Genomic DNA, 20,782 nt, shown 5'->3' on the forward strand with positions numbered 1-20,782 from the left:
TCTTAAAAAGCCGAAATGCCCGTGATCGCCCGCCCCAATATCAGCGCGTGGACGTCGTGCGTGCCCTCATAGGTGTTGACCGTTTCGAGGTTGATCGCATGGCGGATGACGTGGAATTCGGCGGCGATGCCGTTGCCGCCGTGCATGTCGCGCGCGACGCGGGCGATATCGAGCGCCTTGCCGCAATTGTTGCGCTTGATGATCGAAACCATGTCGGGCGACAGATGGCCCTCGTCGATCAGCCGGCCGACGCGCAAGGCGGCTTGCAGGCCGAGCGAAATCTCGGTCAGCATGTTGGCCAGCTTCAGCTGGACGATCTGGTTGGCGGCGAGCGGGCGGCCGAACTGCTTGCGTTCGAGCGTGTAGCCGCGTGCGGCCTCGAAACATGCTTCGGCGGCACCCATCGTGCCCCAGGCGATGCCATAGCGTGCGCGGTTGAGACAGCCGAACGGACCCTTCAATCCCTCGACATTGGGCAGCAAAGCGTCTTCGCCGACCTCGACCTCGTCCATCACGATCTCGCCGGTGATCGATGCGCGCAGGCTCAATTTGCCCTCGATCTTGGGAGCCGACAGGCCCTTCATGCCCTTTTCGAGCACGAAGCCGCGAATCTTGCCGTCGTGCGCGTCCGATTTCGCCCAGACGACGAAGACGTCGGCGATCGGCGAATTGGTGATCCACATCTTGCTGCCCGAAATGACATAACCGCCATCGACCTTCTTGGCGCGCGTGCGCATGCCGGCGGGATCGCTACCCGCATCGGGTTCGGTCAGTCCGAAACAGCCGACCCACTCGCCGGTGGCGAGTTTGGGCAGGTATTTGCGCCGCTGCTCGTCCGACCCATAGGCATTGATCGGGTGCATCACGAGCGAGCTCTGCACGCTCATCGCGCTGCGATAGCCCGAATCGACGCGCTCGACCTCGCGCGCGACGAGGCCGTAGCTGACATAGCCCAGGCCGGCGCCGCCGAACTCTTCGGGGATGGTCGATCCGAGCAGGCCGAGGGCCCCCATCTCGGTCATGATCTCGCGGTCGAAAGTCTCGTCGAGATAGGCGCGGGTGACGCGTGGCAGCAGCTTGTCCTGCGCATAATCGCGCGCGGTGTCGCGAACCATCCGCTCTTCGTCGGTCAGCTGCGCGTCGAGGCGGAACGGGTCGGCCCAGTCGAGCGGGTGGATGGAAGATGCGTCGTCGCGCGCCATGATGATATCCTGATGTCTAGCGGGTGGTGGAGGGTGTGACGGGGGCGACCGCGCCGGGGCTGGTGTCGCCGCTGCGCAGCGGCTCGAGGATCGCGGCGGTCTCGATCAGGTCGAGCGCTTCGCGCACGCGGGCATAGCGGCGCGCTTCGACCAGCCATTCGTCGGCGGCTCCGTGGCCGGGCATCGCCTCGACCTCGGTGATCGCCGCATCGACATTGCCCGCGTCGAGCGATCGCTTGGCGCGCTCGAGCCGCTGCGTCGGGACCGGCGAGGGGGTGCCCTCCTTGCGGACGACGAACAGCTCGCCGAGCTCGCGGCGAAAGTTGCTCCACAGGCCGCCGACATCGCTGCCGCTGACAAGCTCGCCCGAGATATCAGCCAGACCCGTACGCAAGTCCTCGAGCGTCACCGGCTTGTTGCCCGTTTCGATAATCGTATCGACCGCGCGCGGCTGCTGGTCGCCGAAGCGCAGCCTGAGCTGCCCCTCGATATAGCCAAGCGGCACGCCCTTATCGATGATCCGGCGCGCGGCGAACGCGACGAGCAGCCCTTCGGCGCGCGCGGCATTGCCCGATGCCGCCTGTGCCGCGACATTGATCCGCGACAGCCGGTCTTCGAGATCGGCGACGCGCGTTGCCAGCGCGCGGTTCGCTTCGGGGGTCAGGGGTGCGCTCGCCATTGCCGCCGGCTGATCGCCGCTCGGCGGAGTTTGCGCCGCGACCTTGCCGTCTGGACCGATCCGCTGGCCGAGTGCTGCGGCGGCCTGCTCGCTGGCCGCGCCGCTCTGCGCCGTGATCTTGGCACCATCGGCCTCGCCTCGGGTGAAGCGCGTGACGAGCCAGCCGCCCGCGACGATGCCGCAGATCAGTGCGATCGCGATGATGATCGCCAGCGTGCGGGCGCGGTTCGGGCTCGGTGTATCGCTGCCTCGGATCGGTTCGTAATCGCGCGTCATCGGGTCATTGTCCTGCGGTATGCTTGCAGCCTGTCGTCTGGCACATCCGCTCGGCCAGTTCCAGCATCGCCTCTCGGTTCGGCTCGGCGGCGACGACAATGCGCGCCCATCCGTCGCCGCATGCCTGCGCCACCTTGTCGCTGATCGCAGCGATCGCGACGGATGCGCGATGCTCGACCAGGGCGGCGAGGCGTTCGCCTGCGCGCACGCTATGGACCAGCACGGTCGCGGGCGACGAAACCAGCGCGGCGAAACTGGCGGGCGGATCGATCGGCCGCGCCGCATAGACGGGCAGCGCCGTGATATCGAGCGCGCCCGGTTCGATCGCGGTGCGATCCTCGCCGCACAGCCACAGGACATTGCGCGTGCCCGTGGGGCCAAGCGAATCGAACAGGGATTGCGCGCCGTCGTGTATTCCCGCGACGCTGAAACCTGCGCCGCGCGCCGCTTCGGCGGTCGCTTCGCCGACAACATGGACCGGGAGAGCCGTATAGCGCGTCAGCGCATCGCCGCCGTGGCGCACCGCGTTGGCGCTGGTCAGGACGAGCGCATCGAATGGCTCGGCGCGCGGCGGCGACCAGGCGATCGGCGCAACGGCAAACAGCGGACAGGCGTGCGCCTCGAGACCCATCGCGCGCGCTGCCGCCACGGTCGCGCTGCCACCCGGCTCGGGCCGCACGACGATAATAGGAGGCGCGCTCATCCGGCAAACAGCGCGCGGATCGCCGCCGGTGCCTCGGCGAGGAGGTCGCGCGCCAGCCCGGCAGGCGTATTGTCGTCGTCGAGCATGTACTCGCCCGAGACCATTGCCGATCCGTCGGTCGCGTACAGATGTGCGGTCAGGATAATGCCGCGCGCGCGCATCCGTGCATGCGCGGCGACGGGCGATCGGCAGTCTCCGCCCAGTTCGGCGAGCAGCGCGCGCTCGGCGGCGACGCAGCGATGGGTGACGTCATGGTCGATCGCCGTAACGGCGGCGCGCGCGCCGTCATTGTCGGCGAGCACTTCGATCCCGATCGCGCCCTGCGATGGCGCCGGCAGCATCGTGTCGATATCGAGCGCGACGCCGATATCGTTCATGCCGAGCCGGTCGAGGCCCGCCGCCGCAAGCAAGGTCGCGTCGACCTCGCCAGCGTCGAGTTTGGCGAGCCGGGTTGCGACATTGCCGCGCAGCAAGGTGATATCGAGATCGGGGCGCGCATGGAGCAATTGTGCCGCGCGGCGCGGGCTGGCGGTGCCGATCCGCGCGCCGCGGGGCAGGTCGGCGATGCTCGCGGCGCCGATCAGCCGGTCGCGCGGATCGGCACGTTCGAGGATCGCGGCAATGACGAATGCCGCCGGGCGGATCGTCTCGACATCCTTGAGCGAATGCACCGCGCAGTCGATCTCGCCGTTGGCCAGCGCGCGGTCGAGTTCGCGCGTCCACAGTTCCTTGCCGCCGATCTCGGCGAGCGCGCGGTCCTGGATGCGATCGCCGCTTGCGATCATCGGGACGAGCACGACCGCGTCCTGCGCCCAGCCATGCACGGCAATCAGCGCATCGCGCGTCAGCGTCGCCTGTGCCAGCGCGAGCGGCGAGGCGCGTGTGCCGATGCGGAACGGTTGCTCGGACGAAGGCGATGGGATCGGGTCTGCCACGCTCTGCCCCCTATCCAAGCCGCGCGCCAAGGGGAAGGGGGGTGCGTCACCATCGCCCTTTTGCCTTGGCGCAAAACTGCCTATGGCGGCGGACGGGAGAACAACGCGACCGCCATGACGATCATCCTCGGTATCGAATCGAGCTGCGACGAAACCGCAGTTGCGCTGGTCACGTCGGAACGCGAGATCCTTTCGCACAAACTCGCCACACAAGAAGACGCGCACCGCCCCTATGGCGGCGTCGTGCCCGAAATCGCTGCGCGCGCGCACGCCGAAAAGATCGCGCCGCTGGTCGAGGCCGCGCTCGCCGATGCGGGGCTGGCGCTGGCTGAGGTCGATGCGATCGCCGCGACCGCCGGACCGGGACTGATCGGCGGCGTCATGGTCGGGCTCGTCACCGGCAAGGCGCTGGCGCATGGCGCGGGCAAGCCGCTGGTCGCGGTCAACCATCTCGAAGGCCATGCGCTGAGCGCGCGCCTGACCGACCCTGACCTGCAATTTCCCTATCTGTTGCTGCTCGTCTCGGGCGGCCATTGCCAATTGCTCGCGGTCGAGGGCGTCGGCCGCTACCGGCGCCTTGCGACGACGATCGACGATGCCGCGGGCGAGGCGTTCGACAAGACCGCCAAGCTGCTCGGCCTCGGCTTTCCCGGCGGCCCCGCGGTCGAGGCGGCGGCGCGCGAAGGCGATCCTACTGCGGTACCGTTACCGCGTCCGCTGCTCGGCTCGCCCGAGCCGCATTTCAGCTTTGCCGGACTCAAGAGCGCGGTGATGCGCGCCGCGCAATCGGGCGACTACCAAACCAACGATATCGCCGCGAGCTTCCAGCAGGCGGTCGTCGATTGCCTCGTTGATCGCACTGACAAAGCATTGAAAGGCCTCGATTTTGCTCCGAGTGCCCTCGTCATGGCGGGGGGCGTTGCAGCCAACGCGATCATCCGTACCGCTCTCCAGCGGCTCTCCGCAGATCACGGCCTCGCCTTCGTCGCGCCGCCCTTGTGGCTGTGCACCGACAATGGCGCGATGATCGCCTGGGCGGGGGGCGAACGCTTTGCCGCCGGCCTCACCGACCCGCTCGACATCGCCGCGCGCCCGCGCTGGCCGCTCGATACCGCCGCCGACAGCGTGCGCGGTGCGGGGGTGAAGGCATGACGTCGTTCGGCGTCATCGGCGGCGGCGCCTGGGGCACGGCGCTGGCACAGATGCTCGCCTCCGAAGGCGCGCCGGTGCTGCTCTGGGCGCGCGAAACCGAAGTCGTCGAAAGCGTCAATACGCACCACGAGAACACGCTGTTTCTCAGGGGGCTTGCTCTGTCTCCGACACTGCGGGCGACGAGCGACCTTGGCGATCTCGACGCTTGCGATGCGCTCCTCGTCGTCACCCCCGCGCAGCACATGCGCAGCGTCCTCGCCGGACTCGATGCGCGCGGGCGTCCACTGATCCTGTGCAGCAAGGGCATGGAAGCAAAGACGCGCCTGCTGATGAGCGACGTTGCCGCCGAGGTCCATCGCGATTCGCCGATCGCGGTGCTGTCGGGACCGACTTTCGCGCACGAAGTTGCTGCCGGACTGCCAGCGGCGGTAACGCTCGCTTCGGCCGACGAGCCGCTCGGCCGGCGCCTTGCCAAAGACATCGCGCGTCCCGCATTTCGCCCCTATCTGTCGAGCGACGTCATCGGCGCCGAGATCGGCGGCGCAGTCAAGAACGTCCTCGCGATCGCCTGTGGTGTCGTCGACGGCGCCGGGCTTGGCCAGAATGCGCGCGCCGCGCTGATCAGCCGCGGTTTTGCCGAAATGACGCGCTTCGGCCTCGCCAAGGGAGCGCATGCCGAAACGCTCGCCGGACTCGCCGGGCTTGGCGATCTCGTCCTGACCTGCTCGTCGACGTCGTCGCGCAATTTCTCGCTCGGCAAGGGGCTCGGCGAGGGGCGCAGCGCGAAGGAACTGCTCGCCGACCGCAACACCGTCGCCGAGGGCGCGCACAGCGCCCCCGTCGTCCTCGCTGCGGCCCGAGAGATGCGCGTCGACATGCCGATCGTTGCGGCGGTCGGTGAATTGCTCGCCGGCACGCGCGATGTCCGTGAAGTCGTCCGCGACCTGCTCGCGCGTCCGCTCAAGAGCGAGCGCTGAGCTTGGCTGTTCCGCCCCTTCCACCCATCGTGCCCGCACTTACCGCCGAAGAGGCGAACGGCGCTGATGTCGCCGCGCTGGCCAAGGGCGGCCGGACCAATTTCTTCGGCTTCGTCCTGCGCCTCGCCGCACGCCTGCCATTCCTCTACATCGCCGGTCGCTGGTACGGTGCCGCGGCGCTCGGACGCTTCGCCTATGCGATCCTAATTGTCGAATTCGCGGCGCAACTCGCTACCCTCGGGCTCAAGCGCGGCCTCGCCGAGCAATTGAGCTCGACCGATCGCCATCACACCCATGTCGTGTGGGACGGGTTGCTTGTCAGCCTGATCGTCTCGTCGATCGCGGCGGTCATCCTGATCGCATTTCCCGAAGCGATGTTCCCCAACAGCGACATCAACGGCCTCGATCGCTTGCTGCCGCTCGTTATCTTCGCTGTCGCGGGCACCGACATCGCGCTCGCCGCGCTCGCCTATCGGTATGACGTCGCCGCGACGGTGCGCGCACGATCGATCGTCGAACCCTGGACGATCAGCTTTGCCGCGATCGGGTTCGCCTTTTATTCGACGCGTGACGGACTGATCATGGCGTACGTCGTTTCGATGGTCGCCGCGATGATTGCGGCGATGATCCCACTGATCAGGAGCTATGGCCTGCCGCATGGCTGGCGACCGCGCACCGACCAGTTGCGCAAGCTCGCCCGGCGCAATGCACCGCTCGCCGCCGCCGATGCGATCGAATGGGGCTCGCGGCGGATCGATCTCGCCATTCTCGGCCTGTTCGCGTCGCCCGCAATCGTCGGCATCTATTACGTCGCACAACAGGTCGCCAGCCTGCCGCAAAAGCTCAAGACCAGTTTCGAACCGATCCTCGGCCCGGTCATCACGCGCAATCTTGAGGCTGGCAATATGAAGGCGATCGCGGTCCAGATCAGCCAGGTCAGCTTCTGGGTCATCGCGGCGCAGGCAGGGATCGCGCTGGCGCTCGGCATTCCCGGCGAGGCGGTCATGGGCCTGGTCGGCGCGACCTTCGTCGGCGGCACCGGCGCACTTGCCTTCCTGCTCGCCGCCGAAGTCGTCGCCTCGACTGCCGCGGTTGCCGAGGGCGCGCTCGTCTATGTCGCGCGCCATCGCAACCTGATGATCTCGGTCGCGATGATCTGTCTCCAGGCGGTGCTCAGCGTGGGCTTCGTCCTCGTCGTGCGGACGCTGCATCTGCCGCCGACCTACGAAGCGGGCGCGGTGGCATGTGCGTTGATGGTCTCGCTCGGTCTTTCGTCGATCCTGAAGGCACGGCTGCTCGCGAAAATTCTCGAAGCACCGGTCAGCGGCTGGCGCTGGGCGCTCGCCTGGGCGACCGCGGGAGCGATGCTGCTCGGCTATGGCGCAATCCAATTGCCCGAATGGGCCGAGCTTGCTTTCGGCGTGCCGATCATCCTGGCAATCTACGGCTATATCGTCTGGACCAAGGGCTTCGGCGCCGAAGACCGCGCGCTCTTCCGCTCGAAGGGTGCTGCCGACGAGGGCATGACCTTCGAACGGCTCGAAAAATCCGAATAGCCGTTGCGGCGTGACCGCCGCCGGGAGATCAAGCCTGCGCGACGAGCGCCTTCAGGTCGACCTGCGGGCGTGCACCGACATGGCTGATGATCTCGCGCGCGCATAGCGCGCCCATCTTGAGGCAGCGATCGATACCGTCGCCCGCTGCCAGGCCGGCGAGGAAGCCAGCGGCGAACAGGTCGCCAGCGCCGGTCGTGTCGACGATCTCGGCAATCGGTTCGGCCCGGGTTTCATGACGCTCGCCGTCGACCAGCGCGATTGCGCCCTTTTCGCTGCGCGTGACGACCAGATACGGGACCTTCGCCGCAGTTGTCGCAACCGCCGTCTCGAAATCCTGCGTCTGCTGGAGCGAGCCGATCTCGACCTCGTTGGCGAACAGGATGTCGATCGCGCCTTCGTCGATCAGCGCGAGGAAGTCGTCGCGGTGGCGGTCGATGACGAATGCGTCGGACAAGGTGAAGGCGACTTTGCGGCCCGCCTGCTTGGCGAGATCGATTGCCCGGCGCATCGCTGCGCGCGGTTCGGCGGGATCCCACAGATAGCCTTCGAGATAGAGGATCGCGGCATCGGCGATCATCGCTTCGTCGAGCGCGGCGGCGGGAAGGTATTGCGACGCGCCGAGGAAGGTGTTCATCGTCCGCTGGGCATCGGGGGTGACGAGGATCAGGCATCGCGCAGTCGGCGGATGGCCCTGGCGCGCTTCGGTCGTGAAATCGATCCCGCCCGCCTTGACGTCATGCGCGAACACCTGGCCGAGCTGGTCGTCGGCAACCTGGCCGATAAAGCCGCATTTCGCGCCGAGCATTGCGAGGCCCGCAAGCGTGTTGGCGGCCGATCCGCCGCTTATTTCAATGCCGGGGCCCATCGCGTCGTAGAGGCTCGTCGCCTGGTCGGCGTCGATCAGCTGCATCGAACCCTTGGTCATGCCTTGTGCGATGATGAACTCCTCGTCGGCGCGCGCAATCACGTCGACGATAGCGTTGCCGATTGCGACGACGTCGTAACGGGGGGCGGACTGGCTCATAAGGGGACCACTTGCAAAGTTGAGGGATGGGACAGGATTGGCGCGCTGCCTAGTAAGGCGACGGTCGCTTGGCAAGTCGCCGCGTACCAAGCGTGTTGACCGCGCGCGGTGCGCACGCCACTCATGCGCCATGTCCCCGTTGCGCGCATTTGCTCTTTCGTTTGCCCAATTGGGTGATCCTGCCCTGCTCAAGACGCTCGCCAAGGCCGCGGTGCTGACGCTCGCAATCTTCGTCGCGATCGGCGGACTACTGTGGTTGGCGCTCGGCTGGACACTCGCCGCGACAGGCTATGCGCTCGACAGTGGATTGCTTGCCGCGCTGTCGGTGCTGATCGCGATCCTGCTCGGCTGGTTCCTGTTCCGCGCGGTGGCGATGGCGGTCCTCGGCGCGCTTGCAGACGACGTCGTCGAGGCGGTCGAGCGTCGCCATTATCCCGAACAGGCGGCAGTGGCGCTGCCCGTTCCGTTCGCCAAGGGGCTCGGCATCGGGCTCCATTCGGCTGGCCGGACCATCGGCTACAACATGCTCGCGCTGCCGCTCTATGCCGTCCTCGTCGCAACGGGCGTTGGCTGGTTGATCGCAGCCCTCGGGGTCAACGCACTGCTGCTCGGCCGCGACCTTTCCGAGATGGTCACCGCGCGCCATCCGACACTTGTCCTGCCGTCGCGCGGTCGCCGCGCGATCCTCGGCCTGCCGGTCGCCGCGCTGTTCATGGTGCCCGTCGCCAATCTGTTGGCCCCCGTGCTCGGTGCGGCTATGGCGGTCCACATGATCCACGGGCGCAAATCTCCAGGACTTACGGAACCGGCGGCATGAAACGCGCAACCGCTGTGCTCGCCCTCGCTACGCTCGCCTTGTCGGGGTGCGTCTCGCGCGGCGCGGCTGTCGCGGCTCCCGCGGTCCGCCCGGCAAGCCCGACACCGCGGCTCAATGTGGCGGGGCTCGAAAACATCATCGGCGCGACACGCAGTGCCTTGATCGCGGCGCTCGGTCAGCCGCGCCTCGACATTGTTGAGGGGGCCGCGCGCAAGCTGCAGTTTACCGGAGAGGCATGCGTTTTCGATGCCTATCTCTACCCGCCCCGTCGCGGCGCCGAGCCCGTCGTCACCTATGTCGATGCGCGCCTGCCGACTGGCGAGGACACCGATCGTGCGCGCTGTGCCGCCGCGCTCGAGGTTCGCTAGACGCCGCCTGGGGACGACCCGCCTTCGGCTACGCGACCAGTTCCTGCAACGCCCAGCGCGCCGCCTCTGCCACGGCTGCATCGTCATCCTGGCACAATGACGTCAGCACCGGGATCAGCGCGGCGTCGCCCGAATTACCCGCCGCGATCGCGCAGTTGCGCACCATGCGATGGCGTCCGATCCGCTTGATCGGTGACCCGGCAAAGACCTCGCGAAACCCCGCATCGTCGAGTGCGAGCAGATCGGCGAGGCGCGGCGCGGCAAGCTCGGCGCGCGCAGCAAAGGCGATGTTCGCCGCGGCACTGTCGGCGAACTTGTTCCACGGACAGACCGCGAGGCAATCGTCGCAGCCATAGATGCGGTTGCCGATCGGCTTGCGGAACTCGATCGGGATCGGGCCTTTGTGTTCGATCGTCAGATACGAGATGCAGCGCCGCGCATCGACTCGATAGGGGGCAGGAAAGGCGTCGGTCGGGCAGGCGCGCTGGCACGCGTCGCAACTGCCACAGAGATCTCTCCCCGGGGTCGCCGGCGCCAGTTCGAGCGTCGTGTAGATCGCGCCGAGGAACAGCCAGCTGCCGTCGGAGCGGCTGACGAGATTGCTGTGCTTGCCCTGCCAGCCGAGCCCGGCGGCTTCGGCGAGCGGCTTTTCCATCACCGGCGCGGTATCGACGAACACCTTGACGTCAGTATCTACGCCGGTCTCCGCGACGATCCATCGCGCCAATGATTTCAACGACTTCTTGACGACGTCATGATAATCCTTGCCGCGCGCATAGACCGAAATCCGGCCGCGGACGGGATGGGCCTCAAGCGCCAGCGGGTCGCCGTCGGGCGCATAGCTCATGCCGAGCGCGATGACCGATCGCGCTTCTGGCCACAGCCCCGTTGGGCTGCCACGTTGCGCGGCGCGACTTTCCATCCAGATCATGTCGCCGTGCATGCCCTGGGCGAGCCATTCGTTGAGCCGCGCGGCACTGCGCGGCGCGGCATCGGCCCGCGCAATGCCGCATGCGGCAAAGCCCAGCGCGCGTGCCTCGGCAGCGATCCTGGCTTCGAGGCTGGTCGGCGAATCGCGGCCGGGAGGCGGTCTGTCTGCCATAATCGAATCGCGCCTTGCCACGGACGCGGCGGGCTGGCTATCTCCACGGCGAACTCGCGAACGGGGAACGGTTTTGGCGTCAACGGTTATCGAGGCGAGTGGCCTCGTCAAATATTTCGGCGATTTTCGCGCCGTTGACGGCATCGACATCTCGGTACCGCAAGGATCGGTCTACGGCATTCTCGGCCCCAATGGCGCCGGCAAGACGACGACGATCCGCATGCTGCTCGGCATCATCGATCCCGACGAGGGGACGCGCTCGCTGCTCGGCTCGGCCAACCCGCGCAGCGTCTCGGATCGCGTCGGCTATCTGCCCGAGGAGCGCGGCCTCTATCCCGGCATGAAGGCGTGCGAGGTCATCGCCTTCATGGGCGCGCTGCGTGGGCTCGACTGGTCGGCGGGGCGCAAGCGCGGTGCCGAGATGATGGAGCAGGTCGGCCTGTCCCGCGTCGTCGATGAAAAGATCCGCAAGATGTCGAAGGGCATGGCGCAGATGGTGCAACTGATCGGATCGATCGTCCACCGACCCGAGCTGATCGTCCTCGACGAGCCGTTTTCGGGTCTCGACCCGGTCAACCAGGGGCGGCTCGAGGCGTTGATCGGAGAAGAGCGCGCGCGCGGCGCGACGATTGTCTTTTCGACCCATGTCATGGCGCACGCCGAGCGATTGTGCGATCGCCTCGCGATCATCGCCGGGGCCAAGCGCCGCTTCGAAGGCACGGTCGACGAAGCGCGCGGCCAGTTGCCGCTCGAAGTGCGCTATACTCCGGGCGATGGCGCGGCCCGGCTCGACGGCTTGCTGCCCGCCGAGGCGACGCGGCGCGGGGATAGCTTCCGCTTCCCGATCGAGGACCATGCGGTTGCCGCCTGGCTGACACGGCTCGTCGACAGCGGCCACGGTGTCGCCTCGCTGTCGATCGAACGGCCGGGACTTCACGATGCCTTCGTCCACATCGTCGGCAGCGACGCGGTGCGCGATGACGCCGCAATGGGAGACGCCAAATGAGCTCGGGCCTGCGGCAGACCTTCGTCATCGCGCGGCGCGACTTTCTGTCGATCGTCGCCACGCCGACCTTCCTCCTGTTCCTCCTCGCGCCGCTGTTCATGCTCGGCTTCGGGTTGGTCGGCGGCCTCGGCGCGAGCGCGCTCGACGGCGACGGCAGCGACAATATCGTCATCGCGGTCGTCTCGCCTGCCGATGCCGCGCTGCTCCACGCCGCCGATGCTCAGATGCATCGCGACTATCCCGGCAAATCGGGCATCTACCGCCTCGAAACCGTTGTGGCCGGCGCCAACCCGGAAAAACAGGCGCGGATATTGGCGAAGAAGGACGACAAGAACGTTTATTCGGCGCTTTTCGGGACCCTCGAAAGGCCCGTCATTATCGAACAGAATGAGGGCGGGCTGTCGGGTCGCTATCTTGCGAGCCTGGCAGAGATGGCGGTTCGTGCGAAAGCTGATGGCTCTATGCGGCCGCTCGTCCAGCCCGAGTACCAGGACCTCGGCAGCGGGGCGAATGTCGGCGTGACGCGCAAGGCGCTCGGGTTCGGCGCGACCTTCATCATCTTCATGCTGACGCTGCTCACCGCGGGCCAGACGGTCAGCACGCTGGCCGAGGAAAAGGCCAACAAGGTGATCGAGATCCTCGCCGCCGCCGCGCCGCTCGAATCGATCTTTGCCGGCAAGGTCGTCGCGATGCTCGGCGTCGCGGTGCTGTTCATCAGCTTCTGGCTGGTCGTCGGCATCGCCGGATCGCTCGCCGCTGTAGCCATATTCGCCGACCAGGCGAGCCTCGCTGCGACCTCGGCAGCGGGCAGTGCGGGCGCGTTCAACCTCGCCGATTTCGCCCCCGCGATCGGCTTTCCCGCGTTCCTCGGCCTCGGCGTGATCTATTTCCTGCTCGCCTTCCTGCTGCTCGGCTCGGTGTTTCTCGGCATCGGTGCGCTCGCCTCTTCGATGCGCGAAATCCAGATGCTGTCACTGCCGATCACGATCTTCCAGGTCGCGATGTTCGGTCTCGGCTCGGCGGCGGCGAACAACCCGGGCACGACACTCGCGACGGTGGCGCAGATCATCCCGTTCAGCTCGCCCTTCGCAATGGCCGCGCGCGGCGCCACCGATCCGGCCATCTGGCCGCACCTGATCGCGATCGTCTGGCAGGGCCTGTGGGTCGCACTCGTGCTGTGGCTGGCGGTCAAGCTGTTCCGCTTTGGCGTGCTCAAGTCGGGCCCCGGCTGGCGGCTGTTCCGCAAGCGGACGCGCTGACCGGCCTGCATCCGTTTTCGAAATGCGTTCGTAGCTCGGGCTGATGAACGCACCACCAAAGGATTCGCCATGAAACTCGACCGCAGGACAGTCATTACCGGCGCCGCAGCCTCGATGCTGTTTGCCGCCTGCGCCAAGCCGGCAGCGGCGAAGACCTATCCCTATGCGCTGAGCGATGCGGCGTGGCGCAAGAAGCTGAGCCCCGAGGCGTATCGCGTGTTGCGCCAGGCGGCGACCGAACGCCCCTATTCAAGTCCGCTCAACGACGAGCATCGCGCCGGGACCTTCGCCTGCGCTGGCTGCGCCAATCCGCTCTATTCGTCGAAGACCAAGTTCGAAAGCGGCACCGGCTGGCCGAGTTTCTATGCGCCGCTCAAGGGCGCCATCGGCACCGCAACCGATCGCAAGCTCGGCTTTTCGCGCACCGAGGTGCATTGCGCGCGCTGCGGCGGGCATCTCGGCCATGTCTTTGACGACGGACCCAGGCCGACCGGCAAGCGCTATTGCATGAACGGCGCGGCGATGGACTTCCGGTCCGCCTGATCGCGCTCAATCGGCGTTGCGGCGTCCGGGATGGCGCACACGATAGATGCTGATCCGGCTGTCGCCCGGCGGCTGGATCGCCTCGAGCCAGTCGGGCACCTTGCCGCGATAGAGATCGGCGGCGAGGCCGTCGTGGCTCATGTACCGGAAATTGTAGAATTCGGGCGCGTTCTGGCAGGCCGCGAGATACCGCGCGCCCGATGCTTCGATCACCTTGCGCGCTTCGCTCTGCGGTAACAGATAGCCGTCGATCACCTCACGCATCGCCCGCTGGTTGCGATGATGGCCGGTCGCGACGACGCTGTGCGGCGAATAGGCGAGGAGGAACGGGCTGACATCGAGCGGCGCGAACAGCAGCGCCGGCGGCAACGCGCGCAGCTGGTCAAGCGAGCCGCCATCGAGGCACGACACAACGCGTTTCAGCGTTGGGTCGGGCTTTGCCGCGACCGTGACGGCGGTATCCGGTTTGCCCGCCGAAAGGAAAACCATCGCGACCCAGTTGACGATCAAGGGGGCCATGGCGAGCACCGCCAGCGTCGCGGCGACGCGAATGATCGGCGATCCCAGCTGGCGCGCCTTGTGGCCCAGCATGACGATCAGCCAGGCAATGCCGGGAATCGCATAGATATGCGCGACCGACATCGTCCGGAACACCATGACCGCGATCGCGGTGCCGCCGATCAGTGCGAACAGCGTCGTCCGCCAGCGGTGCCTTGAGGCTTCGTCCTCGGCCCGAACCCACGCCCATATCGTCCCGCCCAGCGCGACAATCACCGGACCGAACAGGTGCAACTGGCGCAGCTGCGACTGGTCCCAGATCGGCAGGCCTTCCTTGACGTTCTGATACCAGAGCAGCCGGACTTTCGGGTCGAGCGCTTCGAACGGGCCGGCGAAGCACGACGCGTCGGACAGGCCAAAGGCAATCAGCCCCGCGATGCCGCCGATCGCGAGGATCGCCATGCGATGGATCGGGCGCGCATCGCCGAACACGCGCCACGCGATCGCGGTTGCCGCGGCCAGCGCGCACAGTGCCGAGGTGTAGGGCAGCGACAGCGCGTCGCAATAGCTCGCGCCGAGCGTCCAGGGACCCTTGGTGATCGAGACAAGCAGGACCGATGCGACGGCAAGCGCCGCGCAATAGGCCAGGAAGCGCGGCCCGCTGCGCCGGTCGAGGATCCAGTCGACGGCAAAGATCGCCCCGAACACGAGCATGAATGCCGCGCCCTCGATCGAGATGCTGAGGTAGTTGGCCATGAACAGGCCGGCCATCGCGCCGCTCGTCGCGCTCGGCTTGCGCACCGCAAAGCCCATCACGACGACCGCGAGAATGATCTGCCAGCTGTGATGGTCGATCCGCATCGGGGCGAACTGGAACAGCATCGTCGATGATGTCGCGAGGACAATCAGCCCGACATGCGTCAGCGGGCGCGAGCCATATGTCGACAACCACATTTTCACCGCGAAAAAGAGCAGGCCGAGCAGCGCCATCGGATAGAGCGCCATGACGAAGCGTTCGGCGACCGGCTGTTCGACGAACAGCATCAGGGTGCGGATGCTGAGCGCGATCGGCAGATCGATCAGCCGCGACCAGTGCATCATCCCGCCGGCAGGAGGATTGATCCGGTATTGCGTCGTGTCGAACCAGCTCTGCCCGGCCATCAGGTCGCGGACCTGGACGAGGCGCAGCGCGTCGTCGCCGTCGAACACCTTGAGCGCGGCGATCGCCAGCCGGTATTCGTACAGCATCAGTCCGGCAACGATGATCCAGCACGCCAGCGCGGTCCAGCGCGGATGAATACGCACCAGCGGGTTGTAAGGCTCGCGTGCCGCGCCGCTCATGGCCGAAAGACGATCCGCTTGCGCAACAGATAGGTTGCCTGGAAGCTGACCAGGATCGCGATTCCCTTGGCCAGCCGCGGGTCGAACCCGGCGAGCTCGCCGACCCCGACGATGCCGACGGTCAGCGCGAGACCGGCGAGCGCCGAGGCGAGGAACAGCATTTTCTGTTTGTGGCGCAACCGGCCGACGGTTGCGGTCTGGCCGGCGAAGACGACGCGGCTCGAGATCAGCCAGTGGATCAGGATGCCGAAAATGTACCCGAGTGCCGCAGCCGAGGTCGCAGTCAGCCAGCGCAGCAGCAACAGGAACAGCCCGGTATCGGCGCCCAGCGCGACGACGCTCGCGCCGAGGTAGCGCATATAGGTCCAGCGATGGAAATCGAGCAGTCCGTGTTTCATTGCCCGACCCCGATCACGCAGCGCGGTCGCTATCGTCGGGCGCGATCCGCCCGGGCACGTCGCGAACCGATTCGAGCGCTGCCTTGATCCCCGCCGCGTCGTCGTCGGCGCCCTCTTCGCCCGCCTCGTGATATTCGGCGTCCTCGTTGACCTGCCAGATGTCATAGATGCGGCTGCCGGCGACGATATTCTCGACCGTCAGCATCGCGGTCATCATCGCGTGGTCCTGGTTGTTGTACCGGTGCATGCCGTTGCGCCCGACGAGGTGGAGGTTCGGATGGCTCGCCTCGAGCTCGCGGCGCAGAGCATCGACATTGGCGGCATAATCGTCGTCATAGACCGGATAGGCCTTTTCCTGCCGGACGACCGCGCCGCCAACGACATCGGCGGGATCGCACAGGCCAAGGATCGCCATCTCGCTCTTGGCGAGGTCGATCAGGTCGGCATCGGCCCTCGACCACAGGCCGTCGCCCTCGAAACAGAAATATTCGAGGCCGACGCAGGCGAGGCTGGGATCGGGGACCATTTCGGGCGACCAGCTGCGGAAATTCTGCACCCGGCCCACCTTGACCTTCGAATCGTGGATATAGATCCAGTTGTCGGGGAACAGGTCGTCCGAGCGGATCATCAGCGCGACGGTCAGAAAGTCGCGATATCTGAGCTCGCGCGCGTTGACGTCGGTGGCGGGCTTCGGATCGAGCCGAGCCGACAGTTCGCGCATCGGCGCCGAGCTGATGACGTGCTTGGCCGCGATCGCAACGTCGCTGCCGTCGGCCTTGGTCGCGATCACCTGCCAGTTGCCATCGCCGTCTTCGCCCAGCTGCTTGAGCGCATGGCCCATCAGCACGCGGTTGCCGCCCGCAACGACATGATCGCGCGCCGCGTCCCACATCATCCCGGGGCCGAGCCGCGGATAGCGGAAGCTTTCGAGCAGCGTCTTGGTGGCCATGCCGTCATTGGGTTTCTTGTTGAGCCCGAGGCTGCGCTTGAGCCCGTCGGTTACCGCGCTCCACAGGCTCAGCCCCTTGATCCGCTGCGCCGCCCAGTCGGCCGACATCTCGTCGCAGGGCATGCCCCAGACCTTTTCGGTATAGGTCTTGAAGAAGATCGAATAGAGTTTGCGGCCGAACTGGTTGATCGTCCAGTCCTCGAAACTGCGGACATTCCTGTTGGGCAGGACTTTCGCCTTGGCATAGCTTGCCATGCACAGCGTCGACCGCCAGATGCCGAGGTTCCACAGCGCCTCGAAGGCGCGCAGCGGGTAACTGTAGAACTTGCCCTCGTAATAGATCCGGCTCATCCGCGGGCGCTGGATGAAATCGTCGGGCAGGATCTCGTTCCACAGGTCGACGACCTGTTTCGATTTCGAAAAAAATCGGTGGCCGCCGATGTCGAAGCGGAAGCCGTCATGCTCGACCGTCCGGCTGATCCCGCCGACATAGACCGGGTCCTTTTCGATGACGGTCACCGAATACCCCTTTTTGGTCAGCAGATAGGCGGCGGTAAGCCCCGCCGGACCCGCCCCGATGATCGCCACGTCGCTGGTGTAGTCGGCTTGCATATGTTTCCCTGATCACGCGCGTTCGTGCCGATAGCACCGTCAACGCTGCCGGCTAATACATGGTAAAATGCGCACGACAAAGCCTAGCTTGCACGGCAAGATAATCACTCACCTACGTAATTTAGTTGCAAATTAACCCCCGCTGCCCCATATGCCTTCTCGCGCCACGGCGAGCGGAGACAATCCGCCGCAGTCCCGGCAGCGTGAGGGCGGTCCACAAGGACCTTACCCGCCCGGGACGAACAAGAGTGCACCCAGAGGCTTCCCACTTCACGCGGGGCGGTTTCGTAAAGAAACCCGCCAACGCACGCGCCCGCATTTCCGCGGGATCGCGGCACAGGCCTTTGATGAAGATTCGAAAGACATTATGACCTATTTTTCTGACCTGGGCCTTGCCCAGCCTCTCGTCCGCGCGCTTGAAGCGACCGGTTACGACACCCCGACGCCGATCCAGGCGCAGGCGATTCCTCCCCTGCTCGAAGGCCGCGACCTGTGCGGCATCGCGCAGACCGGCACCGGCAAGACCGCGGCGTTCGCGCTGCCGTCGCTCCACCACATGGTGACCGACGCCAAATACCGTAAGCAGAAGTCGTGCCGCATGCTCGTCCTCGCGCCGACCCGCGAACTCGCCGCGCAGATCGCCGAATCGTTTCGCACCTACGGCAAATATTGCGATCTCAGCGTGCTCACCGTCGTCGGCGGCATGCCGATCTTCACGCAGAAGAAGAAGCTCGCCGGCGGCGTCGATATCCTCGTCGCCACGCCGGGCCGCCTGCTCGACCTGATCGACCAGCGCGCCGTCACGCTCGACAATGTCGAATTCTTCGTTCTCGACGAAGCCGACCAGATGATGGATCTGGGCTTCATCCATGCGTTGAAGCGCATCGACACGCTGCTCCCCAAGAAGCGCCAGACGTTGTTCTTCTCGGCGACGATGCCCAAGGCGATCCGTGATCTCGGCGCCCGCTTCCTGACCAACCCGGTCCAGGTTTCGGTGACCCCGCAGGCGACGACCGCAGAGCGCGTCGAGCAATATGCGACGTTCGTCGAGCAGAGCGAAAAGCAGGCGCTGCTGACGCACCGTCTGCAGACCGACGACATCGACCGCGCGCTCGTCTTCAGCCGCACCAAGCACGGTTCGGACCGCATCGTCCGCTTCCTCACCGGTGCCGGCATCGAAGCGCGCGCGATCCACGGCAACAAGTCGCAGGGTCAGCGCACCGCCGCGCTCGACGCCTTCCGCAACGGATCGGTCAAGGTCCTCGTCGCGACCGACATCGCCGCACGCGGGATCGACGTCCCCGGCGTCAGCCACGTCTATAACTTCGAACTGCCCAACGTGGCCGAACAGTACGTCCATCGCATCGGCCGCACCGCGCGCGCCGGCCGCGAAGGCGTCGCGATCAGCTTCGTCGCTTCGGACGAGCGCTCATATCTCAAGGACATCGAGCGGCTGACGCGCGTCAAGACGACGCCGCTGCCGCTGCCCGAGAACTTCCGCGAGATGGTCGCCAAGCTGCCCAAGGCTGCACCCAAGAGCCACGGCCAGAGCGACGAGGGCCATCGCCACGCACGCGGCGGTCGTCCCGGCGGCAAGCCGCAAGGCAACCGCAACCGTTCGGGCGGGGGCGAAGGCCGCAGCGACGGCCAGCCGCGCCGCTTCGGTGGCCCGAAGAAATCGGGCGTCGGCAAATATGCCGGCTCGGTCCAGCGCGCGCGCTGAGCCCTTAGAATTTCGTCACGACGGCCGGCCCGCTTTCCTACTGGAGAGCGGGCCGGTTTCGTATCAGTGCCGGAAATGCCGCATGCCGGTGAAGACCATCGCGAGGCCCGCTTCGTCGGCGGCAGCGATGACTTCGTCGTCGCGGATCGATCCGCCCGGCTGGATCACCGCGGTCGCGCCTGCCTCGACCGCGGCGAGCAAGCCGTCGGCGAAGGGGAAGAAGGCATCGGAGGCGACCGCCGAACCGACGGTCTTGGCTGCATCCCAGCCATAGGTTTCAGCCGCTTCGCGCGCCTTTTGTCCGGCAATGCGCGCCGAATCGCGGCGATTCATCTGGCCTGCGCCGATCCCGGCGGTTGCTCCGTCCTTGGCATAGACGATCGCGTTCGATTTGACGTGGCGTGCGACGGTCCAGGCGAAGCGGCAATCGGCCAGCTCCTGCGGTGTCGGCGCGCGCCTGGTGACGATCCTGAAATCGGCGTCGGCGACGAAGCCGTTGTCGCGGCTTTGCAGCAGCATCCCGCCGGCGATCGATTTCATCGCCAGCCCCGCGCGGCGCGGATCGCCGAGTTCGCCGGTCAGTAGCAGGCGAAGGTTCTTCTTCTTGGCGAAGACTGCCTTGGCGTCATCGTCGGCATCGGGTGCGACGACGACCTCGGTGAAGATATCGGCGATCGCCTCTGCGGTCGGGCCGTCGAGCGGGCGATTGAGGGCGACGATCCCGCCAAAGGCCGAGACGCTGTCGCATTCCAATGCGGCGCGATAGGCGTCGATCAGCGTGTCGGCACTGGCGACACCGCACGGGTTGGCGTGCTTGACGATGACGACGCTCGGCCCCGCGTCGCGGAACTCGGCGACGAGCTCGAGCGCGGCGTCGGCGTCGTTGAGGTTGTTATAGCTCAATGCCTTGCCCTGGATCTGCGTCGCCTGCGCAATGCCGCGGGCGGCCGGGCCTTCGGGGAGATAGAGCGCCGCCTGCTGGTGCGGGTTCTCGCCATAGCGCAGCTCGTCGCCAAGCGTCATCGCGACCGTCAGCCGCTTGGGGAACTGCTCGCCCTGGTCGGCAAAGGCGAACCAGCTGGCAATCGCGCTGTCATAGGCGGCGGTCGCGGCGAACGCCTTGGCGGCGAGCGTCTTGCGCGTCGCCAGCGTCAGCGCACCGGCGTTGGTGTCGAGTTCCGTCATGACGTCAGCATAGTCGCCCGGATCGGTGACGATGCCGACAAAGCCGTGGTTCTTTGCCGCCGAGCGCACCATCGATGGGCCGCCGATGTCGATATTCTCGATGATCTCGTCGCGTCCCGCACCTTTGGCGACGGTCTGCGCAAAGGGATAGAGGTTGACGATCACGAGGTCGATCGCGCCGATCGCGTGCTCGGTCATTGCGGCCTGATGCTCGGGATTGTCGCGCACCGCGAGCAGCCCGCCATGGACCATGGGGTGGAGCGTCTTGACGCGCCCGTCCATCATTTCGGGAAAGCCGGTCAGCTCCGCAACGTCGCGGACCACAAGGCCCGCCTCGCGCAGCGTCCTGGCGGTGCCGCCGGTCGAGACGAGCTCGACGCCGTGGCGGGCAAGCGCCCGTCCGAGTTCGACGAGGCCGGTCTTGTCGCTGACCGAGAGCAGCGCGCGTTTGATCGTGATCGTGTCCATGGTCGTGCC

19 protein-coding genes are annotated in these 20,782 nt (G+C 66.5%); 9 read left to right on the top strand and 10 right to left on the bottom strand.

Annotated features, from left to right (window positions below):
- Positions 1-2 precede the first annotated feature (2 nt).
- The 4 genes from FSZ31_RS01600 to hemC are packed head-to-tail and all read right to left on the bottom strand — an operon-like array spanning position 3 to position 3,795.
- Complete coding sequence (locus FSZ31_RS01600) at positions 3-1,202, bottom strand: acyl-CoA dehydrogenase (RefSeq protein WP_147121310.1); 1,200 nt, start codon at positions 1,200-1,202, stop codon at positions 3-5.
- Positions 1,203-1,218: 16 nt separating this feature from the next.
- Positions 1,219-2,157 carry a hypothetical protein gene (locus FSZ31_RS01605; RefSeq protein WP_147121311.1) on the bottom strand — a complete coding sequence of 313 codons (939 nt, stop codon included), beginning with the start codon at positions 2,155-2,157 and terminating at the stop codon, positions 1,219-1,221.
- Positions 2,158-2,161: 4 nt separating this feature from the next.
- Positions 2,162-2,860 carry a uroporphyrinogen-III synthase gene (locus FSZ31_RS01610; protein ID WP_147121312.1) on the bottom strand — a complete coding sequence of 233 codons (699 nt, stop codon included), beginning with the start codon at positions 2,858-2,860 and terminating at the stop codon, positions 2,162-2,164.
- Positions 2,857-3,795 carry a hydroxymethylbilane synthase gene (gene hemC / locus FSZ31_RS01615; protein WP_201739101.1) on the bottom strand — a complete coding sequence of 313 codons (939 nt, stop codon included), beginning with the start codon at positions 3,793-3,795 and terminating at the stop codon, positions 2,857-2,859. The genes FSZ31_RS01610 and hemC overlap by 4 nt, the downstream gene beginning before the upstream one ends.
- Positions 3,796-3,909: 114 nt before the next feature.
- On the opposite strand from hemC, the gene tsaD reads away from it, so the two are divergent.
- The 3 genes from tsaD to FSZ31_RS01630 are packed head-to-tail and all read left to right on the top strand — an operon-like array spanning position 3,910 to position 7,480.
- Positions 3,910-4,947 (top strand): tRNA (adenosine(37)-N6)-threonylcarbamoyltransferase complex transferase subunit TsaD, encoded by a 1,038-nt coding sequence (tsaD, locus tag FSZ31_RS01620; RefSeq protein WP_147121313.1) that lies wholly within the window; start codon positions 3,910-3,912, stop codon positions 4,945-4,947.
- Positions 4,944-5,924 carry an NAD(P)H-dependent glycerol-3-phosphate dehydrogenase gene (locus FSZ31_RS01625; protein WP_147121314.1) on the top strand — a complete coding sequence of 327 codons (981 nt, stop codon included), beginning with the start codon at positions 4,944-4,946 and terminating at the stop codon, positions 5,922-5,924. The genes tsaD and FSZ31_RS01625 overlap by 4 nt, the downstream gene beginning before the upstream one ends.
- A 29-nt stretch (positions 5,925-5,953) precedes the next feature.
- Positions 5,954-7,480: a lipopolysaccharide biosynthesis protein gene (locus FSZ31_RS01630; protein WP_201739102.1), complete on the top strand. Its 1,527-nt coding sequence runs from the start codon at positions 5,954-5,956 to the stop codon at positions 7,478-7,480.
- Between the two features lie 28 nt (positions 7,481-7,508).
- Here FSZ31_RS01630 and FSZ31_RS01635 read toward each other — a convergent pair whose 3' ends face one another.
- Positions 7,509-8,504, bottom strand: coding sequence for an adenosine kinase (locus FSZ31_RS01635; protein WP_147121315.1), 996 nt, complete (start codon positions 8,502-8,504; stop codon positions 7,509-7,511).
- Positions 8,505-8,634: 130 nt separating this feature from the next.
- Between FSZ31_RS01635 and FSZ31_RS01640 the strand changes: the two genes are divergently transcribed.
- Together FSZ31_RS01640 and FSZ31_RS01645 are read left to right on the top strand one after the other, a co-directional pair.
- On the top strand, positions 8,635-9,321 hold the full coding sequence (locus FSZ31_RS01640; RefSeq protein WP_147121316.1) for an EI24 domain-containing protein: 687 nt from the start codon (positions 8,635-8,637) through the stop codon (positions 9,319-9,321).
- The gene (locus FSZ31_RS01645; protein WP_147121317.1) at positions 9,318-9,689 is read left to right on the top strand and encodes a hypothetical protein; all 372 of its coding nucleotides are present in this window, start codon (positions 9,318-9,320) and stop codon (positions 9,687-9,689) included. Before FSZ31_RS01640 ends, FSZ31_RS01645 begins: the two co-directional genes overlap by 4 nt.
- 28 nt (positions 9,690-9,717) lie before the next feature.
- Here FSZ31_RS01645 and queG read toward each other — a convergent pair whose 3' ends face one another.
- Positions 9,718-10,791 carry a tRNA epoxyqueuosine(34) reductase QueG gene (gene queG / locus FSZ31_RS01650; protein ID WP_147121318.1) on the bottom strand — a complete coding sequence of 358 codons (1,074 nt, stop codon included), beginning with the start codon at positions 10,789-10,791 and terminating at the stop codon, positions 9,718-9,720.
- Between the two features lie 73 nt (positions 10,792-10,864).
- Between queG and FSZ31_RS01655 the strand changes: the two genes are divergently transcribed.
- From FSZ31_RS01655 to msrB, 3 genes are all read left to right on the top strand, one after another.
- A complete protein-coding gene (locus tag FSZ31_RS01655) occupies positions 10,865-11,797 on the top strand; it encodes an ABC transporter ATP-binding protein (protein ID WP_236643614.1) in 933 nt (310 codons plus the stop codon).
- Entirely contained in the window at positions 11,794-13,056 is a 1,263-nt protein-coding gene (locus FSZ31_RS01660) for an ABC transporter permease (RefSeq protein ID WP_147121320.1), read from the top strand. Before FSZ31_RS01655 ends, FSZ31_RS01660 begins: the two co-directional genes overlap by 4 nt.
- A gap of 69 nt (positions 13,057-13,125) precedes the next feature.
- Positions 13,126-13,599: a peptide-methionine (R)-S-oxide reductase MsrB gene (msrB, locus tag FSZ31_RS01665; RefSeq protein WP_147121321.1), complete on the top strand. Its 474-nt coding sequence runs from the start codon at positions 13,126-13,128 to the stop codon at positions 13,597-13,599.
- Positions 13,600-13,605: 6 nt separating this feature from the next.
- On the opposite strand, the gene FSZ31_RS01670 is transcribed toward msrB, so the two are convergent.
- Genes FSZ31_RS01670 through FSZ31_RS01680 form a run of 3 tightly spaced genes read right to left on the bottom strand, consistent with a single transcriptional unit; the run spans position 13,606 to position 17,397 of the window.
- Positions 13,606-15,438: a hypothetical protein gene (locus tag FSZ31_RS01670; RefSeq protein ID WP_147121322.1), complete on the bottom strand. Its 1,833-nt coding sequence runs from the start codon at positions 15,436-15,438 to the stop codon at positions 13,606-13,608.
- The gene (locus FSZ31_RS01675; RefSeq protein WP_147121323.1) at positions 15,435-15,836 is read right to left on the bottom strand and encodes a GtrA family protein; all 402 of its coding nucleotides are present in this window, start codon (positions 15,834-15,836) and stop codon (positions 15,435-15,437) included. The genes FSZ31_RS01670 and FSZ31_RS01675 overlap by 4 nt, the downstream gene beginning before the upstream one ends.
- 13 nt (positions 15,837-15,849) lie before the next feature.
- Positions 15,850-17,397, bottom strand: a complete 1,548-nt coding sequence (locus tag FSZ31_RS01680) for an NAD(P)/FAD-dependent oxidoreductase (protein ID WP_147121324.1) — start codon at positions 17,395-17,397, stop codon at positions 15,850-15,852.
- 367 nt (positions 17,398-17,764) lie between these two features.
- On the opposite strand from FSZ31_RS01680, the gene FSZ31_RS01685 reads away from it, so the two are divergent.
- Positions 17,765-19,120, top strand: coding sequence for a DEAD/DEAH box helicase (locus tag FSZ31_RS01685; RefSeq protein ID WP_147121325.1), 1,356 nt, complete (start codon positions 17,765-17,767; stop codon positions 19,118-19,120).
- Positions 19,121-19,183: 63 nt separating this feature from the next.
- Here the strand turns inward: FSZ31_RS01685 and purH are convergent, their stop codons facing one another.
- Entirely contained in the window at positions 19,184-20,773 is a 1,590-nt protein-coding gene (gene purH / locus FSZ31_RS01690; protein WP_147121326.1) for a bifunctional phosphoribosylaminoimidazolecarboxamide formyltransferase/IMP cyclohydrolase, read from the bottom strand.
- Between the last annotated feature and the right edge of the window lie 9 nt (positions 20,774-20,782).

The sequence above is a fragment of the Flavisphingopyxis soli genome (genome assembly GCF_007995095.1).
Classification (GTDB): Bacteria; Pseudomonadota; Alphaproteobacteria; order Sphingomonadales; family Sphingomonadaceae; genus Flavisphingopyxis; species Flavisphingopyxis soli.

What these genes read in the sequence shown, in the direction of transcription:
- FSZ31_RS01600 (WP_147121310.1), bottom strand. Translation starts at nt 1,202, where the DNA reads ATGGCGCGCGACGACGCATCTTCCATCCACCCGCTCGACTGGGCCGAC.
- FSZ31_RS01605 (WP_147121311.1), bottom strand. Translation starts at nt 2,157, where the DNA reads ATGACGCGCGATTACGAACCGATCCGAGGCAGCGATACACCGAGCCCG.
- FSZ31_RS01610 (WP_147121312.1), bottom strand. Translation starts at nt 2,860, where the DNA reads ATGAGCGCGCCTCCTATTATCGTCGTGCGGCCCGAGCCGGGTGGCAGC.
- tsaD (WP_147121313.1), top strand. Translation starts at nt 3,910, where the DNA reads ATGACGATCATCCTCGGTATCGAATCGAGCTGCGACGAAACCGCAGTT.
- FSZ31_RS01625 (WP_147121314.1), top strand. Translation starts at nt 4,944, where the DNA reads ATGACGTCGTTCGGCGTCATCGGCGGCGGCGCCTGGGGCACGGCGCTG.
- FSZ31_RS01635 (WP_147121315.1), bottom strand. Translation starts at nt 8,504, where the DNA reads ATGAGCCAGTCCGCCCCCCGTTACGACGTCGTCGCAATCGGCAACGCT.
- FSZ31_RS01640 (WP_147121316.1), top strand. Translation starts at nt 8,635, where the DNA reads ATGTCCCCGTTGCGCGCATTTGCTCTTTCGTTTGCCCAATTGGGTGAT.
- FSZ31_RS01645 (WP_147121317.1), top strand. Translation starts at nt 9,318, where the DNA reads ATGAAACGCGCAACCGCTGTGCTCGCCCTCGCTACGCTCGCCTTGTCG.
- queG (WP_147121318.1), bottom strand. Translation starts at nt 10,791, where the DNA reads ATGGCAGACAGACCGCCTCCCGGCCGCGATTCGCCGACCAGCCTCGAA.
- FSZ31_RS01660 (WP_147121320.1), top strand. Translation starts at nt 11,794, where the DNA reads ATGAGCTCGGGCCTGCGGCAGACCTTCGTCATCGCGCGGCGCGACTTT.
- msrB (WP_147121321.1), top strand. Translation starts at nt 13,126, where the DNA reads ATGAAACTCGACCGCAGGACAGTCATTACCGGCGCCGCAGCCTCGATG.
- FSZ31_RS01670 (WP_147121322.1), bottom strand. Translation starts at nt 15,438, where the DNA reads ATGAGCGGCGCGGCACGCGAGCCTTACAACCCGCTGGTGCGTATTCAT.
- FSZ31_RS01675 (WP_147121323.1), bottom strand. Translation starts at nt 15,836, where the DNA reads ATGAAACACGGACTGCTCGATTTCCATCGCTGGACCTATATGCGCTAC.
- FSZ31_RS01680 (WP_147121324.1), bottom strand. Translation starts at nt 17,397, where the DNA reads ATGCAAGCCGACTACACCAGCGACGTGGCGATCATCGGGGCGGGTCCG.
- FSZ31_RS01685 (WP_147121325.1), top strand. Translation starts at nt 17,765, where the DNA reads ATGACCTATTTTTCTGACCTGGGCCTTGCCCAGCCTCTCGTCCGCGCG.
- purH (WP_147121326.1), bottom strand. Translation starts at nt 20,773, where the DNA reads ATGGACACGATCACGATCAAACGCGCGCTGCTCTCGGTCAGCGACAAG.